At 42.9% G+C, this 16,597-nt stretch carries 16 protein-coding genes; 10 read left to right on the top strand and 6 right to left on the bottom strand.

What is annotated here, in order from left to right; all coding sequences use genetic code 11:
* Positions 1-177 precede the first annotated feature (177 nt).
* Positions 178-1,146 (top strand): WG repeat-containing protein, encoded by a 969-nt coding sequence (locus JMY00_RS11250; RefSeq protein ID WP_201580211.1) that lies wholly within the window; start codon positions 178-180, stop codon positions 1,144-1,146.
* 73 nt (positions 1,147-1,219) lie between these two features.
* Here JMY00_RS11250 and JMY00_RS11255 read toward each other — a convergent pair whose 3' ends face one another.
* From JMY00_RS11255 to JMY00_RS11265, 3 genes are read right to left on the bottom strand one after another with little or no spacing between them, the layout of a single operon-like run.
* On the bottom strand, positions 1,220-1,858 hold the full coding sequence (locus tag JMY00_RS11255; RefSeq protein ID WP_101205909.1) for a phosphoadenosine phosphosulfate reductase family protein: 639 nt from the start codon (positions 1,856-1,858) through the stop codon (positions 1,220-1,222).
* Between the two features lie 58 nt (positions 1,859-1,916).
* The gene (locus JMY00_RS11260; RefSeq protein WP_201560870.1) at positions 1,917-2,507 is read right to left on the bottom strand and encodes a DUF934 domain-containing protein; all 591 of its coding nucleotides are present in this window, start codon (positions 2,505-2,507) and stop codon (positions 1,917-1,919) included.
* Entirely contained in the window at positions 2,500-4,185 is a 1,686-nt protein-coding gene (locus JMY00_RS11265; protein ID WP_102093565.1) for a nitrite/sulfite reductase, read from the bottom strand. Before JMY00_RS11265 ends, JMY00_RS11260 begins: the two co-directional genes overlap by 8 nt.
* A gap of 343 nt (positions 4,186-4,528) precedes the next feature.
* Between JMY00_RS11265 and sat the strand changes: the two genes are divergently transcribed.
* Positions 4,529-5,797, top strand: coding sequence for a sulfate adenylyltransferase (gene sat / locus JMY00_RS11270; RefSeq protein WP_201580212.1), 1,269 nt, complete (start codon positions 4,529-4,531; stop codon positions 5,795-5,797).
* 136 nt (positions 5,798-5,933) lie between these two features.
* Here sat and JMY00_RS11275 read toward each other — a convergent pair whose 3' ends face one another.
* Positions 5,934-6,461 carry a hypothetical protein gene (locus tag JMY00_RS11275; protein ID WP_240990737.1) on the bottom strand — a complete coding sequence of 176 codons (528 nt, stop codon included), beginning with the start codon at positions 6,459-6,461 and terminating at the stop codon, positions 5,934-5,936.
* Positions 6,462-6,866: 405 nt separating this feature from the next.
* Between JMY00_RS11275 and JMY00_RS11280 the strand changes: the two genes are divergently transcribed.
* From JMY00_RS11280 to cysA, 5 genes are all read left to right on the top strand, one after another.
* Positions 6,867-7,994: a sulfate ABC transporter substrate-binding protein gene (locus JMY00_RS11280; protein ID WP_201580214.1), complete on the top strand. Its 1,128-nt coding sequence runs from the start codon at positions 6,867-6,869 to the stop codon at positions 7,992-7,994.
* A gap of 268 nt (positions 7,995-8,262) precedes the next feature.
* Positions 8,263-9,354: a sulfate ABC transporter substrate-binding protein gene (locus tag JMY00_RS11285; RefSeq protein ID WP_201580215.1), complete on the top strand. Its 1,092-nt coding sequence runs from the start codon at positions 8,263-8,265 to the stop codon at positions 9,352-9,354.
* A gap of 223 nt (positions 9,355-9,577) precedes the next feature.
* Entirely contained in the window at positions 9,578-10,462 is an 885-nt protein-coding gene (gene cysT, locus JMY00_RS11290) for a sulfate ABC transporter permease subunit CysT (protein ID WP_201580216.1), read from the top strand.
* A 1-nt stretch (position 10,463) separates the two neighbouring features.
* A complete protein-coding gene (cysW, locus tag JMY00_RS11295) occupies positions 10,464-11,414 on the top strand; it encodes a sulfate ABC transporter permease subunit CysW (RefSeq protein ID WP_201580217.1) in 951 nt (316 codons plus the stop codon).
* Positions 11,415-11,510: 96 nt separating this feature from the next.
* Positions 11,511-12,233: a sulfate ABC transporter ATP-binding protein gene (cysA, locus tag JMY00_RS11300; RefSeq protein WP_082624600.1), complete on the top strand. Its 723-nt coding sequence runs from the start codon at positions 11,511-11,513 to the stop codon at positions 12,231-12,233.
* 165 nt (positions 12,234-12,398) lie between these two features.
* On the opposite strand, the gene JMY00_RS11305 is transcribed toward cysA, so the two are convergent.
* Entirely contained in the window at positions 12,399-12,728 is a 330-nt protein-coding gene (locus JMY00_RS11305; RefSeq protein WP_057760261.1) for a metalloregulator ArsR/SmtB family transcription factor, read from the bottom strand.
* Positions 12,729-13,117: 389 nt separating this feature from the next.
* Here JMY00_RS11305 and JMY00_RS11310 point away from each other — a divergent pair, with 389 nt between their 5' ends.
* The 3 genes from JMY00_RS11310 (at position 13,118) to bfr (JMY00_RS11320) (ending at position 14,705) form a co-directional block, all read left to right on the top strand.
* A complete protein-coding gene (locus JMY00_RS11310) occupies positions 13,118-13,309 on the top strand; it encodes a (2Fe-2S)-binding protein (RefSeq protein WP_101205900.1) in 192 nt (63 codons plus the stop codon).
* Between the two features lie 359 nt (positions 13,310-13,668).
* Entirely contained in the window at positions 13,669-14,157 is a 489-nt protein-coding gene (gene bfr, locus JMY00_RS11315; protein WP_057760257.1) for a bacterioferritin, read from the top strand.
* Between the two features lie 68 nt (positions 14,158-14,225).
* Positions 14,226-14,705 (top strand): bacterioferritin, encoded by a 480-nt coding sequence (gene bfr / locus JMY00_RS11320; RefSeq protein WP_057760255.1) that lies wholly within the window; start codon positions 14,226-14,228, stop codon positions 14,703-14,705.
* A 183-nt stretch (positions 14,706-14,888) separates the two neighbouring features.
* Here the strand turns inward: bfr (JMY00_RS11320) and JMY00_RS11325 are convergent, their stop codons facing one another.
* Positions 14,889-16,265 carry a DHA2 family efflux MFS transporter permease subunit gene (locus JMY00_RS11325; RefSeq protein WP_201580218.1) on the bottom strand — a complete coding sequence of 459 codons (1,377 nt, stop codon included), beginning with the start codon at positions 16,263-16,265 and terminating at the stop codon, positions 14,889-14,891.
* Positions 16,266-16,597: the final 332 nt, after the last annotated feature.

The raw sequence follows: 16,597 nt of genomic DNA on the forward strand, positions 1-16,597 counted from the left end.
GTATCACAAGCACACTCTCACCTAGTGAATTGGCATTAGTATATTCGTTTTTGTCATGTTAATGATGGTTTTTTGTGAGAAAGGGAATAGGTTTTATAAGACATGATAGGCGTACTAGAGGTTTAGAAGGGCATAATTTTATATTTTTTAATTCAGAACAATTATGAAGGCATCATAATGAGTCAAAACAATACGTTTAATAGACTAAAAAAATCAAGTACTGTCTTTTTCGGACTGATTTTAGGGTTGCTAGTTAGTTCAGATGTACTAGCAGAATGCGCGTTGGCTGAAGGTTATAAGTTACCAAATGGGGTTGTATTTGATGAACACTGTGAGTTTGATGGTGAACTCGCGCCCGTAATAAAAGGTAGTAAGTATGGATTCATCGATAAGCAAGGTGTGATAAAAATACCAACACAGTATGACTTTCCAATTGCTTTTGTAGAAGGTCTAGCAAGTGTTCATAAGGACAACTTATCCGGATACATTAATATGCAGGGTGAAGTTATTATACCTCTCAAATACAGCCTTACTTATCCATTTGAAGATGGTTTAGCTGTGGTTGGGGTAGATAATAGAAGAGGAGTCATTGATAAACAGGGACAGATAATTATTCCGATAATATACGATGATTTAATGGGTTTTAATGAAGGTTTATCTGCAGTTGAGAACGAAGGGAAGTATGGATACATTGATATTAATAATAAGTTAGTTATTCCTTATGAATATGATTCTACTATTTCCTTTACAGAAGGCCTAGCAGCAGTTGAAAAAAATGAAAAGTTCGGATTTATAGATAGGCTAAATAATATCGTGATACCCATTGAATATTATAGTGCGACTTGGTTTTCAGGTGGTTTAGCCGTCGTTAATAATGATGATAAGTTTATGATCATTAATAGGTCGAATCAAGTAGTCAAAGAGCTAGACTATGCAATGGTCTTCCCCTTCATTAACGGATTAGCACTTGTCTATGATAACGGTAAGCATGGATTTATTGACAAAAATGGTGATGTAGCAATTGAATTAGACTATGATGACATTCCATTTATTGATCCTTTTAAAGATGGTACCGCCTATGTCAAAAAAGATGGTGAATGGTTCTACATTAATAGACAAGGTAAACGTGTAGAAAAAAAGTTTTAAGTCCAATGAAAAACTGAAAAAAGCCCTTTCTTAAATAAAAGAAAGGGCTTTTCAAATGCATAAACAGCTGAAATTACAGCTGAGTATGCAAGCCACACTCACGGCTTTCTTCTACTTTCGTTGGATCAAAGTAGTCATGCTCGTTTGGCAAGTTGTGCTCATCTAAGTATACATCCAAATCTGCATCTGTTTTTTCAAACAATGGCGCTACCTTTAGTACGCCGTCTTTTGATAAGCTAAGTACATCAAGACCTTGGCGGAACTCAGTTTGGTCTTTACGAATAGCATTGAACCACACATCTGGTTTTAGCTCAGCAAGGGCGCGGCGGAATGGCTCAAGTTTCACTTGTTCAGTGAACTCGCCATGTTGCGGGTTGTCAATGCCTGGGATGCCATTCATGGTGGCGTCACGATGGGCAGCGGTTTGTTTTGGAATATACGTCACGACGTTGAGATCAAGATCACGAATCAATTTGTTGGCAAACTGATAGGTCGCATCGGTGTTATAGCCTGAATCTACCCACAATACCGTGATGTCAGGGCGCTGCTTGGCAACCAAATGCAAGATCGCTGACTCATAAGGACGGAAGTTGGTGGTGATGATTGGGTTTTTGGCTTGCGTCAATGCCCACTCAACGATTTGCTCAGGTGATTTACCTTGCAAATCTTGGTTTGCTTGGTCGATATCTAGGTTTGGGTGTAATTGGCTCATAATACATTCCTTAATAATTGTTAATATAAAAATAGCGATTTGATAGTGAATAATAAAATCAGTTTTTTGAGAACATCGGTAATGCTGAAGCGTCTCGACCATCATAGCTACTGGCTAGGGCAGTGAAGGCTTGGCTAATATCAGATTTAGCATCATGCTCATTGAGTACAAAGCTGGTCGCACCAGCGCGCAGCAAATAAGCGATTTGATCACGACCAAACGCGCCTGCCATGCGAATATCACCTTCATAACCAAGCTGACGCAGGGTCTGTGCAAAACTAAAACCGCGACCGTCTACAAAACTTGGGACATGAATGACGATCAAGTCTTGCGTCAATAAAAATTCTTTTACATCAGGCAGATCATCAGCATCGGTGTTGGATGTGATCCACACACCCAATCGGCTGCTGTGCTGCTTGAGGATATCCAATACTTGCGCGAGCAAACCGTTTGCCAGTTTGCCATCAGCATTTAATAAATCTGCTAGTGGGACAAGTACATCAACTTTTTCTTGTTTGTGTAACAGCTCAAGTAAGGTCAGGTTTGATAACGCGATACCGTCAGGCAGCTGCGCTGTCGCTAGCGCTTGCCAAGTATCTTCGCCACTGATGTCTGCGCCATGGCTATCAAGCACATGATGATTAGCCATAGACCTTCTCCTTAAAGGGGGCGATACCAACGCGGTCAATCACGTCACCAAAACCCTCAACATCTTGTTCGTTAGTGCCGCGTATATCGAGATACACATCTAAAATGGTTTGTAGCGTGCTGGCCACATCATCCGCTGGCACCGCTTTTCCTAAGATTTTGCCCAATTTGGCGTCATTACTAGAGTTACCGCCAAGGCTAATCTGATACCAGTGCTCGCCTTTTTTGTCCACACCCAAGATGCCGATATCACCTGTGTGATGATGGGCGCAAGCATTCATGCAGCCTGACATGTTTAGGCGAATATCACCAAGATCATACAAGTAATCTAAATCATCAAACTGCTTTTCGATTTGCTCAGCGATATTGTGCGTCGTTGCATTGGCAAGCGAGCAATAATCCCAACCTGGGCAGACAATCATGTCGGTTAAGGTGTTGATATTGGCGCGTGCTAAATGCAAATCTGATAGCTGCTGCCACAATTCATAAAGCTCATTGGTTTGCACATCAGCGAATACCAGATTTTGCTGATACGTACCGCGCAATTCACCAAAGCTATAACGATCAGACAAATCGGCAAGCGCATCCATTTGCGCATCACTCAAGTCACCTGATGGCACATAACGACCGTCCACCAGTCCGGCTTTTAAAGAGATCACTACCGCACGGTAACCGTCCACCTTATGTGCCACGGTGTTTTGCTTATACCAATCAGCGAAATCTTTATTGTCTGCCAATTGTGCTTGCAACTCTGATTGTACTGCGAGCGCATCAAATGACTGATAATCAGGCATGCTAAAGTAGCTAGCAGCGGTGTCAAAATTCTCTTCAGTCAAGGTAAGCGGGCCATCTTTAGTATGTGCTTCCCACTCAGCCTCCACCAATTTGCCAAACTGATCGCCACCTAAGCTATCAACCAAAATTTTAATACGGGCTTTGTACTTGTTATCACGGCGACCATGCAAGTTATAAACGCGCAAAACGGCATCGAGATAGCTGAGTAAATGCTCACGAGGTAAAAACTTGCGAATCGTTTTGCCGATAATAGGGGTACGCCCGAGGCCACCACCAACGATCACTTCAAAGCCAAGCTCGCCTGCGTCATTGGTAACGACGTGCAGACCCACATCATGGACTTGCGTCGCAGCTCGATCCGCTTCGGTACCGATGACTGCAATTTTAAATTTACGTGGTAAAAAGGCAAACTCAGGGTGGAAGGTTGACCACTGACGGATAATCTCACAATAAGGGCGTGGGTCAGCAATTTCTTCTTTATGGATACCCGCATAAGGATCCGTTGTCGTATTACGGATACAGTTACCTGAGGTTTGGATGGCATGCATCTGTACTGTCGCAAGCTCAGCCAAAATGTCTGGCACTTCTTCTAGTTTTGGCCAGTTCAGCTGAATATTGGTACGGGTGGTCATGTGCCCATAGCCTTTATCATACTTACGGGTAATCTCAGCCAATTTGCGTAGCTGATAGCTGGCAAGCAAGCCGTAAGGAATGGCGATACGGAGCATAGGCGCATAACGCTGGATATACAAGCCGTTTTGCAATCGCAGTGGTAAGTACTGCTCCTCGGCAAGCTCACCTGCCAAAAACCGCTCGGTTTGGTCGCGAAATTGGGCAACTCGTTCCTCTACCAAAGTCTGGTCAGCGTAATTATATTGATACATGACGTAATCTCAGTTTTGTTTTTAATCTTAAAATCAGCGACGAAAATGATTTGCGTGTGTAATAGGTTTTATTGCCGTTCGCAATGTAAATAATTCAGCTATACATCATATAAGCTTGTAGCCAGAAACATAAATTCCTTTCAGACATATCCATATCCAAACACAGCATAAATTTTCATAACGAAAGTTAGGTAGCCTATGCGTATCAAATTTAATGCCCAGTCGCTAGTACGCTACTTATTATCTAGCGACGGCTTTCTTCTCAGTTTTGTACATTTAATCGCTTTTGCATTTTTGCTCATCTCTTCCAACCATTCTTTTTATAAGAGGTTTTAATAACTATATGTCTCAAACTCAAAGCCAAACCCAATCCCAATCCCAATTCAAATCAAAGCTGGTTCCACCACATGGTAGTGCAGAGCTTAAGCCACTATTATTAAACGGTGCAGCACGTGATCAAGCATTAGAGCTTGCCAGCACATTGCCGACCATCACCTTAAGCTCACGTGAGCGTGGCGATTTAATCATGTTCGGTATCGGTGGTTTTACTCCGTTAAATGGTTTTATGAATCAAGCGGACTGGCAGGGTGTGGTAGACAACATGCGCTTGCAAAGCGGTGAAAACGCAGGCTTGTTTTGGCCAATTCCTATCACTTTGTCTGCGCCAAAAGAGACTGCAGATAATTTAAGCCAAGGCGACAAAGTAGCATTGGTCGCTCAAGATGGCGAAGTCATGGGTATCTTGACGGTAGAAGAGACCTATACCATCGATAAAGAACATGAGTGTCAGCAAGTATTTACGACCACGGATTCAGAGCATCCAGGCGTACAGCAAGTATTAAACCAAGAAGCCGTCAATATTGCCGGTAGTGTTGAAGTGCTGAGCGAAGGTGAGTTCCCAGCACTATATCCAGAAATCTACAAAACGCCAGCAGAAACACGCGCAATTTTGGATGCTAAAGGCTGGAAAACAGTGGCGGCATTCCAGACGCGCAACCCAATGCACCGCTCACATGAGTATCTGGCCAAGATTGCGATTGAAATCTGTGATGGTGTACTGATTCATTCATTATTAGGCGCATTGAAACCTGGCGACATCCCAGCAGAAGTTCGTCAAGAAGCCATCAAAACCTTGATCGACAACTACTTTAGACAAGATACCGTTATACAAGCAGGCTATCCGTTGGATATGCGCTATGCTGGCCCACGTGAGGCATTATTACATGCGCTATTCCGTCAAAACTATGGCTGTAGCCATCTGATTGTCGGTCGTGACCATGCGGGTGTCGGCGATTACTACGGTGCGTTTGATGCGCAAACTATTTTTGAACACGTTGGTAAAGATGATCTTATCACCCAACCGCTCAAAATTGGCTGGACGTTCTGGTGTAATGCTTGTAATGCGATGGCTTCTGACAAGACTTGCCCACATGACGCGTCTGAGCACGTTAAAGTGTCAGGTACTAAGCTGCGTAAAGCACTATCAGAAGACGAAGATGTACCAGAAAACTTTAGCCGTCCAGAAGTACTACAAATTTTGCGTGACTACTATGCTGGCATTGCAAAAGAAGAGCGTGCTGAAGTTAAATTAACGGGTGCATCTGCGGTATAAGGGCAGATTATCAGTATAAATAACTCGTACTAAGCCAATCATAAAAAAGGTGTCAGACTTATTGTCTGGCACCTTTTTGTTTTTATCACTACTTTTGAAATGAAAAACACGCCTTAACTCATGTTAGCGCTGTCTATTAAATCTCCAAATTTGTTGCCAGCTTTTTATATTCTCCAGCAAGCGAGCCGCCACCTGAGCAAAAATAGTTCAGTGCATACTTATCTGGGCTGTCGATGATGAGGGAGTCGTCTTTAAATTGGAAAAAAGCAGTGCTATCATTTACCTTTGCCTGGAAAATCGTACCGTGAGCAGTATCTTGTCCCATGAGTGTTGCCTTACCATCGAAATGACAAGTAGGTTTTTTGATATCGCTGCGTGAGCGAACTTTAATGTCAATCTGTCGATCACCATCTGCTCTTACCATCACGCCAACCCAATCATAGCCTTGTGCTCGTTTGTCGTAGTCGGCAGTAGCGTAATCCGCTGAAACCTTATCTGTTGAAAATTTGTCTGCTGAGACATTATCACCAAAATCATTATTTTGAATAGCTGACAAAGCAGATGTTGTACTGGCAACTGATTTAACCGTGCTGTGGTTAGCGCTATTCGAAGTAGGCGACATGCTATTACAGCCTGTTAAAGCAGCTAGGGTAGAGGTCATCATTATTAGCCCTACAATAGAACGAAATTGATGGTATGAAGTATTCATATAAGGGCCTTTGGTCAAGTAGGAGGGTAAGGTTTGCATAGTATCGTAATAATGAAAGTATCATTGATACAGCAAACTTTATGACGTAAAAATAATGGTACAGCCTACCCAAATCATAGTCTACTTAATAAACCTGTCAGCAACTATTCAACTCTTTTTATTCTTAACGATGCAAAACGATTGCTCCTATCACTTATGCCAACTTCACTAGTCGATAAGCTAATTCGTCACTAAGCGTTTGCTATTTATGCTGCTAGCATAGCTTGCATCATCCCGACAACCGAACTCAAAAGATTGTAGGCTCTGTGATGATGGTCAAGATTTTGACAAAACGCTTCTAATACTTTTATCGAGAGCATCATGCAAAAAAAATTCCAACAAATCAGCATTGCTAGCATTCAATCAACTAATAACAAGCCTGTAAAAGCGCGTGTACTTGCCACCAGCGGCATGCTCGCAGCAGCGATGATAATGACAGGCTGCAGTCCAACAGAAGCGACGCAAGATGACGCGACGAATAATGCAAGTGGCGAGACGCAAGATGTAAATTTACTCAACGTTTCCTATGATGTGTCTCGCGACTTTTATAAAGACTACAACACTTTATTTAGTACCGACTATCAGAAGACTCACCCAAACAGCAAAGTAAATATCAATCAGTCACATGGCGGCTCTAGTAAGCAGGCGCTCTCTGTTGCCAATGGTTTGCAAGCGGATGTGGTGACCTTTAACCAAGAGAGCGATATGAATCTGTTGGTGGAAAAAGGCTTAGTCGCTGCTGACTGGCAACAAGCACTACCAAATAATGCCGTGCCATACACCAGTACCATGGTGCTACTGGTTCGCGCTGGTAATCCAAAAAATATCAAAGACTGGTCGGATTTGGCCCGTAATGATATCGATGTGGTCATCCCAAACCCGAAAACCAGTGGTACGGCGCGTTATGCCTTCTTGGGTGCTTATGGCTACGGCTTGCACCAGTTCAAAGAAAGCAGTAATGAAAACCCTATAAAAACCAATGGTTTTATCAAGAAGTTGCTGGCAAATGTGGTCACTTATGACAATGGCGCACGCGCCGCAACGACCAGCTTTACTCAACGTGGTCTAGGTGATGTGCTGATCACGACCGAAAACGAAGCACATTTGACTGCAGAGCAATTTGCAAAGGGTAACGTCGACATCGTATATCCGAGCTATTCAATTACGATTGCCAACCCAGTAGCGGTCGTAACGGCAGTGACTGAAAAATCTGGTAAGACAGAAGCAGCTAATGCTTATCTGAAAGGCTTATGGGACAAGCCTGCCCAAGAGCTCATGGCAAAAATGTATATGCGTCCAAGTGATGAGCAAATTTTAGCTGCTCATAAAGATACTTTGCCTGATATTGAGACGTTTGAACCTGTGGCAGTGTTTGGCTCATGGGCAGAGATTATGGATGCTTTCTTTGTAGATGGTGGCCGTTTCGATCAGCTGGCAAGCACAAAGTAGCCATTGGTTTTTGATTTATAAAACTATCTATCTTAGCTGCTTTCAGTAAAACACGGACAAGATAGATAGAGCGCATGCCAGTATTAAAACCATCAATAAACAAACAGTCAGTTATACATATAGATTCTTTTAACAACTTATTGATATATCTGGCTTTGTTTACTGGTTATTCCCTTTTGGCAATAACATACGCATATTCATCATTAAACATAATAAGATGGCGCTGTTAGCATACTTGCATTACACAACAGACATCTTTGAGGTATTTATGACAGACGTAGCTCGTTATCAACAGAAAAGTAAAACTCTTAGTGCCTTGAGTATTGCTAGCGTTGCTTTGACATTGGGTCTAGCTGGCTGTAGCAACAGTGAGACTACTGAGGCCGCAGCTGATGGTTCAGCGACGACAGAAGGGCAAAATATCGAGCTACTTAATGTCTCATACGATGTGGCACGTGACTTCTATAAAGACTACAACCCGTTGTTTGTTGAGCACTACAAAGCTGAAAACCCAGACAGCAATATCCTAATCAAACAGTCACATGGCGGCTCAAGCAAACAGGCACTGTCTGTTGCCAACGGTCTACAAGCCGATGTTGCCACTATGAACCAAGGGTCTGATATTGAGCTGCTTGAGAAAAAAGGCTTGGTTGAGTCAGATTGGGAAAGTAAATTCCCAGACAATGCGGTTCCGTTTACCAGTACGATCGTATTTTTGGTACGTAAAGACAATCCAAAAAACATCAAAGACTGGGAAGACTTGACCAATGATGGTGTTGAGATCGTCATGGCCAATCCAAAGGTCACAGGTAACGGTCGTTATGCGTTCTTAGGTGCATACGGTTACGGTCTACATGCTTTTAATAAAGATGAAACGAAAGCTAAAGGCTACGTAAAAGACATGCTAAAAAATGTCAAAGTCTATGAAAACGGCGGACGTGCCGCGACAACGACTTTCGTACAGCGCGGTATCGGCGATGTGTTGGTCACGTTTGAGAACGAAGCCAACCTTGCAGCAACTGATTTTGGTGCTGGTCAAGTAGACATCGTTTATCCAAAATACTCAATTAAGTCAGAAAGCCCTGTGGCAGTTGTGAAGACGGTAACAGACAAAAAAGGCACTACAGACGCTGCCAAAGCGTATCTTGATTACTTATGGAGTGAGCCTGCTCAGCAGCTAGCGGCCAATCTATATCTACGTCCTAGCGTTAAGAGCGTGCTTGACAAAAACGGTGACAAGTTACCGCCTGTTGAGACTTTCCGCCCGAACGATGCCTTTGGCACATGGGATGAGATCATGAGCACTTACTTCAGTGATGGCGGTGTATTTGACCAATTAGCAATTAACGCGCCTCAGTAATCACTTGCTGAGTACTTAGATTAGCTACTGCGCTAAACACTGAAACGGATTAACTCAGTTAATCGTACAGTCAGTCATGAAGCACCCCATAAAGGACATGGTCGTACGCACTATGTCCTTTATATCATAAGCCGACCAATAATAATTTTGATAACAATGGTAATAATGGTCTTACAGTGAGCACCCTCGCTAAGTACCATCAGTTAGGCAATAGGACATCACTATGAGTGCAACATCTTCTTCTGCCAGTAAGCCCGGCAACAAAAAAGGTTGGCTGACCCGTTTGCGTCAGCGCAATGTGTTACCCGGGTTCGGTCTGAGCATGGGTATTACTGTCTTTAGCTTGTCGTTATTGGTGGTACTACCGTTTGCCATGATGGCCTATACCACGACGCAGATGGGTTGGACGGGCTTTTGGGAAACCATTACCCAGCCGCAAGTCACTACTGCTATCAAGCTAAGCTTATGGATGTCGTTTTTGGCGATGCTGACCAATATGGTATTTGGTACGTTGGTGGCATGGGTACTTGTCCGCTATGAGTTTTGGGGTAAGTCACTGATTAATGCCTTAGTCGATTTGCCATTTGCACTACCAACGGCCGTTACAGGTATCTCGCTTGCCACTTTATATGCACCTAATGGCTTGATTGGTCAATGGTTTGCCAAGTTCGATATTCAGGTTGCCTTTACGCCGATAGGTATTTGGCTAGCACTGGTTGTGGTGAGCTTCCCCTTTATTGTCCGTGCGGTGCAGCCAGTACTTGCTGAGCTGTCAGTAGAGTTTGAAGAAGCCGCTGCAGTATTGGGCGCCAATCGTTTGACGACTTTTCGTAAAGTGATTTTGCCGGAGTTATTGCCAGCCTTGTTGATGGGTGCAGGTATGATGTTTGCCCGTGCCACTGGCGAGTATGGCTCAGTTATCTTTATCGCAGGCAATATTCCGATGCAGTCTGAGATTTTGCCGCTCATTATTATCAGTAAGCTTGAGCAGTTTGATATTCAAGGGGCTTCTGCGGTTGCACTATTTATGCTACTCATATCATTTGTTATCTTGTTGACCATCAATATCATGCAGTGGAAACTGTCGCGCCGTGTAGGAGCTCGCTAATATGCAAATATCTAATAGCTACGACTACCAAAGCAACGCCGCGACCAAAGATACGCCATGGATACGTCGCACCTTTATTGCCATTGCAGTATTATTTATGATTGTCATGTTGGTCATTCCATTACTGGCTGTGTTTTACGAAGCCTTTAAAAATGGCTGGCAGTTATATATTGCTTCATTAGTAGACCCTGAAGCCTTGCAAGCCATCAAGCTGACGCTTATCACGGCAGGCATTGTCTTACCGATTAATATGGTAATGGGCATCGCAATTGCATGGTTGGTCACGCGTTACCAGTTTAAAGGTAAGCAGCTGGTCACTACTTTGCTTGATTTGCCATTTTCGGTATCACCAGTGGTTGCAGGTTTGATGTTTGTGCTACTGTTTGGACTAAACTCTACTATAGGCGGCTGGCTTGAGAGTATGGGTTTTCAGGTCATATATGCAGTACCTGGTATCATTTTGGCAACGTTGTTTGTGACCTTTCCTTTTGTTGCACGTGAGCTGATCCCATTGATGCAGACTCAAGGCGACTCTGAAGAGCAAGCAGCGTTAACCTTAGGTGCGACTGGTTGGCAGACTTTTTGGCATGTGACATTGCCTAATATCAAATGGGCGCTGCTATATGGTTTGATTTTGACCAATGCTCGCGCGATGGGTGAGTTTGGTGCGGTCAGCGTGGTATCTGGTCACATTCGCGGCGAGACTAACACCATGCCGCTATTGGTTGAGATTGCCTATAACGATTATAACTTTACCGCTGCGTTTGCCTTATCGAGCATATTGGCTGCACTTGCCTTAGTGACGCTACTGATTCAGCAAGTCATGACCAAGATACAAGAGCGTAAATTTGCCAAGTCTGAGCGGCTTTCCAGCGCACCTGAGCTGCCAGTGAGTGCTAATGCCACTGCCGCCACTGAATCGACGAGTGCGGACAGTACTGGCAAGGTATAACTGCCATTAGCTAATAAATGATGTTAATACTACGGATGCAGTCGCTACTCAGCTACTTGCCACGATACGACAAAAGATATAATAAGAGATACGATTATGAGCATTGAGATTCGCAACGTTAATAAAAAATTCGGCAATTTTACCGCTTTAGATAATATCAATATCACTGTGCCAACTGGCAAGCTGACGACGTTACTAGGTCCATCAGGCTGCGGTAAGACCACTTTGCTACGTATTATCGCGGGTCTAGAGTATGCTGACTCGGGACAGGTATTGTTTGATGAGCTGGATGTGACCAATACCCCAGTTCAAAAGCGCCATATTGGCTTTATGTTTCAGCATTACGCCTTGTTTCGCCATAAGAACATCGCGGACAATGTAGCCTTTGGATTGACCTTATTGCCAAAAAACGAACGCCCGAGCAAGGCTGATATTAATAAGCGTGTGGCAGAGCTCTTAGACCTTGTACAGCTACCACAAGTTGCCAATGCTTATCCACATCAGCTATCAGGTGGTCAGCGCCAGCGCATAGCACTAGCACGTGCACTAGCTGTTAAACCAAAGCTACTACTGCTAGATGAGCCGTTTGGTGCACTAGATGCCAAAGTCCGTAAAGAGCTGCGCACATGGCTAAAGAACATCCACCACGAGCTTGGTATCACCAGTATCATGGTAACGCATGATCAAGAAGAAGCACGTGCGGTATCAGATGAGATCGTCGTGATGAATCAGGGCCGAGTAGAGCAGGTAGGAACGTCAGAGGAGCTGATACACCAGCCAGCCAATGCCTTTATTAGTGACTTCTTAGATCTTGTATAAGTATTTGACCTAGCGCAATTTAGGTCGAATTATCAATAGTTGAGCAAAAAAAAGACCTACGAAAGTAGGTCTTTTTTGGTCTGGAGCATTGCCGCAGATCTATTGTCTCAAGCGCCTTTTATAAAGCGCAGTCAAAGAGCTAAAAATCCAAGCGGACAATAGCTTCTAAGCAAGATCCGATACATCTCTACTAGTGCCTCTAGGAGTGATTTGCTCGTAGGTGATGTCTAAGATATCTTGACACCAATCTGGTAAATCATCAGCGACCTCATACCACATCCAAGTACCATCACGTACACAGCTCAAAATACCCAGTTTTTTCAAATGGTTTAGGTGGCGTGATATTGTCGGTTGTGGCTGGTCAAGCATATCTACCAAATCACCCACGCAACGTGCTTCTTTTTTAAAAAGAATTTGAAATATTTTTAGACGTGTCGGATCAGATAGGACTTTGAATAAATCGATAGGTCGTATCGTAAAATTATTATCAGACATAGGAGAATTCCAATGGGCTTCGTTAATAGGGGTTCAATATAACAGCAGTCATCTATAAAATCGATTAAAAAATAAGCAAATTTACAGTTCATCGTCAATTTACTACCTTTGACAATATTCGGTTACACGCACTCTTATATCCACTTACACAAATGAACTGCTTGTGATATATGAGTAATCTTTCTACCAAAAAATATTCCGAATGTTATTGAAAATGATAATAATTATCGTTATTATACTGCAAGCGATAAACGTGATTTCAACGACTACTTTTCAATTGCTAGAAAACAGTAAATTATCCGTTTATCAATGACACTTATCACAAAAGTTTTTTATATAAGTGTCGTATGCCGTCATTATCGAATAGTGGTATTCCGAGGAGCCAATCCATGTACGTATGTATCTGCAACAACGTAAAAGAAAAGCAAATCAAAGCAGCTATTGCTGCAGGTGTTGATACGCTCGATGGTCTAAAAGATACGCTCGATGTAGCAACGTGCTGTGGCTGTTGTGAGCCGATGGTCAATGACTACCTAGACGAACACCATGCAAAACTCGACAATCTAGCATACGCTGTTTAAATGTTATCAATTATATACCTTGTAATATAATACGATAAAATATATTCAATATTCTGCATCTAACTTTATTATACCTAAAGGGTCGGGTGCAAGCGTCCATATAATCTCACTCAAACGCCAACATGTTACATAACACATATCAATACTAGTTGTAGCTAATTATGATTCTCAATTAGCATCTTATTCTTAGTTCATAACGTTACACCCTATACTGCGCCTGTATGCTACTATATTTACCTAAGATTAGAAGCCATTTTATTGATTTTGATTTTACTGATCAGTTTGCCAATTATGCTATCTTTATATGATAAATTGTGGATGTATGGTGATCGGTAAAAATAAATAGGGGAGTACGCGTTATGATAGGTAGCCAGAAAGTCATTGATTATTTGAATTTCTTACTAGGTGGTGAGCTTGCCGCTCGTGACCAATATTTTATTCATTCAGAGATGTACGCTGAGTGGCACTATGGCAAGTTATACGACCGTATCCATCATGAAATGGAAGACGAAACGCTACACGCACAGAATATCATTCGCCGTATCTTGATGTTGAGTGGCACGCCAAAGATGTCGGTCGACGCTATCCATATTGGTGCGACTGTCCCTGAGATGTTGCAGTTTGACCTAGATTTAGAGTACCAAGTACAAAAGCATCTAAAAGAAGGCATCGCACTTTGCGAAGCAGAGCATGACTATGTCACGCGTGAGATGTTGGTCGAGCAGTTGAAAGATACCGAAGAAGATCATGCGCATTGGCTTGAGCAGCAGCTCCGTCTCATCGACATGATTGGTCTACCGAATTACCTACAAAGCCAAATGGCTGAAGTCACTCCTAATATTGTCTGATATCATCCTACATATAAGTAGCATTCACAGTATTTAGCATAAATAACAGAGATTAAGGGAGAAAGGTAATGACAGGGGATAAAGAAGTTATTCGCGCGTTAAACAAAGTACTTGGGCAGTCATTGATTGCCATCAACCAGTATTTTTTGCATGCCCGTATTGCACGTCATTGGGGGCTAGAAGCGCTTAATGACTCATTATATAAGCAATCTATTGCTGAGATGAAATGGTCAGACGACCTGATCGCTCGTATTTTACTGTTGGGCGGCTTGCCAAACTTGCAGGAACTGGGCAAAGTATTGGTTGGCGAAGATGTACCAGAAATCATTGAGTGCAATCTACGTCTTGAGAGACAAAAGTTCGATATTATTACTGATGCTGTCACCTTATGTGAGACAAAGTCTGACTATGTCTCCCGCCAGCTATTAGTCACGCTAAAAGATGGCAATGAAGAGTATGAAGACTGGTTAGAAACGCAGCAAGACTTGATAGAAAGTATTGGTGTAGAACGCTACATCCAATCGCAAATGAGTGATGATGACGCATAATAGTATTTGCTATTAATGTAAGTCATAATAAAAAAAGCCAGTATGAGATTGATAATCCAATCGCATACTGGCTTTTTTCTGTCTATAGATAAGACATTTCTAACATCTTGGCTATACAGAATAGAGACTTGCCGTACGTAAAATCTCACTCAATAGAAAGCTTATCTCGATTGAAGACACACCCTAGTATAAACCGCGGCCATCCTCAGGTTTTAGACGTAAAAAATACAGCCCCGAGAGAATGGTCAAAATGCCCAATATCCAATAAGTGGTTTGGAACGCCACTAACGTATCCATCTGTAGACGCTCACGTAATAGATTCAACACAGCAGCACCGAACGCAATACCAAAGCTAATCGCCAACTGCTGATTGACCGCCATTAAGCTATTACCGCTACTAGTCTGTGTGCCCTGTAAATCGCCAATAGTAATCGTATTCATCGCGCTAAACTGCATAGAGTTGCAGGCACCCATGACGGTCAAGATGGGTATAAACCATAGCCACTGCGACGCATCGTTAAACTGCGCTAGTACAATGATAAGCGAACCCATAAACAAGGTATTGTAGACCAGTACTTTGCGATAGCTAAACCGTTGAATAATCTTGCTAACCCAAGGTTTGATGCCTATAGCACCCACTGCAATCGGGGCAAGTAGCCAACCTGCCTGCGAAGGTGAGTATTCAAATACCACCTGTAGTAGTAGAGGTAGCAAAAATGGTACTGCACTGATACCAAGCCGCGTGAACAAATTGCCTGTAATACCAATTCGAAAAGTGCGAATATCAAACAAGCTCAGTGGAAATAGTGGAGCTGCTCGCCGTTTGGCATGCCAGACGTACGCACCGATCAATAGACTTGCGCCCAACCCGAGTAATAGCCCATAAACCCCGCGACCTGTCTGTGAACCAAACTCGACAGCCAGTGTGAACCCGCAAGCAGCGGCGGCAAACAATACAAACCCTGTCCAATCAAGGCGCTTAGTATCTTCATATAGCGCTGGCACCAGTTTTTTGCCCATAATAAAACCTGCCACGCCCATCGGTATATTGATCAAAAATATCCAATGCCAGCTGGCATATTGCACGATATAGCCGCCTAATACTGGACCGACTAATGGTGCAACCAATGCAGGTATCACAGCGAAATTCATCACAGTGAGCAGTTTATTGCGCGGATAAGACTTAACCAATATCAAACGAGCGACAGGCGTCATCATGGCACCGCCGATACCCTGTACCACACGTGAGGCAACCAAAAAATCTAGCGTTTGCGATGTAGCACACAGTAATGAGCCAATACAAAAAATGATGATCGCGGATAAAAATACGCGGCGTGTGCCATATTTATCCGCTAAAAAACCACTGATAGGGATAAAAATCGCCAAGGTCAATGCATAGCTGATGACAGCCCACTGCATCTTTAGTGGCGACTCACCCAACGCCTGTGCCATTTGTGGCAACGAGGTGTTTAAAATAGTGGCGTCCAAAATTTGCATAAATAGCGCTACCGCTAGTACATAAGGCAGATATTTATCTTGAGTCGGGGTGAGCGTTACCATGTGAGTCCCATTGAACGTCTCGTTATGAAGTAAGAAAATAGCGGATTTGCGAACAGATCACTATGCAAGCTGAGTAGTATAAGAAAGCTTAACTCATAATAAAAGTGACTCAAAGTAACTGATATAAGATAACTTATATAAGAGCAACGATGCGAAGGATTGCTAAAAAGGAAAAGAGGCGAAATAAGACAAGAAATTCGATGCGTGCTAATAGCTCGTCTCTTTTTACTTTAGCAGTAGAAACACAACATTGATTACAAGAGAGGACTTTAATATCGTTACGAGTTCTCGTTATAGTAAACCTTCGCGGCAGTCATAAATACAAACCTAGG

Source organism: Psychrobacter sp. Pi2-52, from assembly GCF_904846705.1.
In the GTDB taxonomy this organism is placed as follows: domain Bacteria; phylum Pseudomonadota; class Gammaproteobacteria; order Pseudomonadales; family Moraxellaceae; genus Psychrobacter.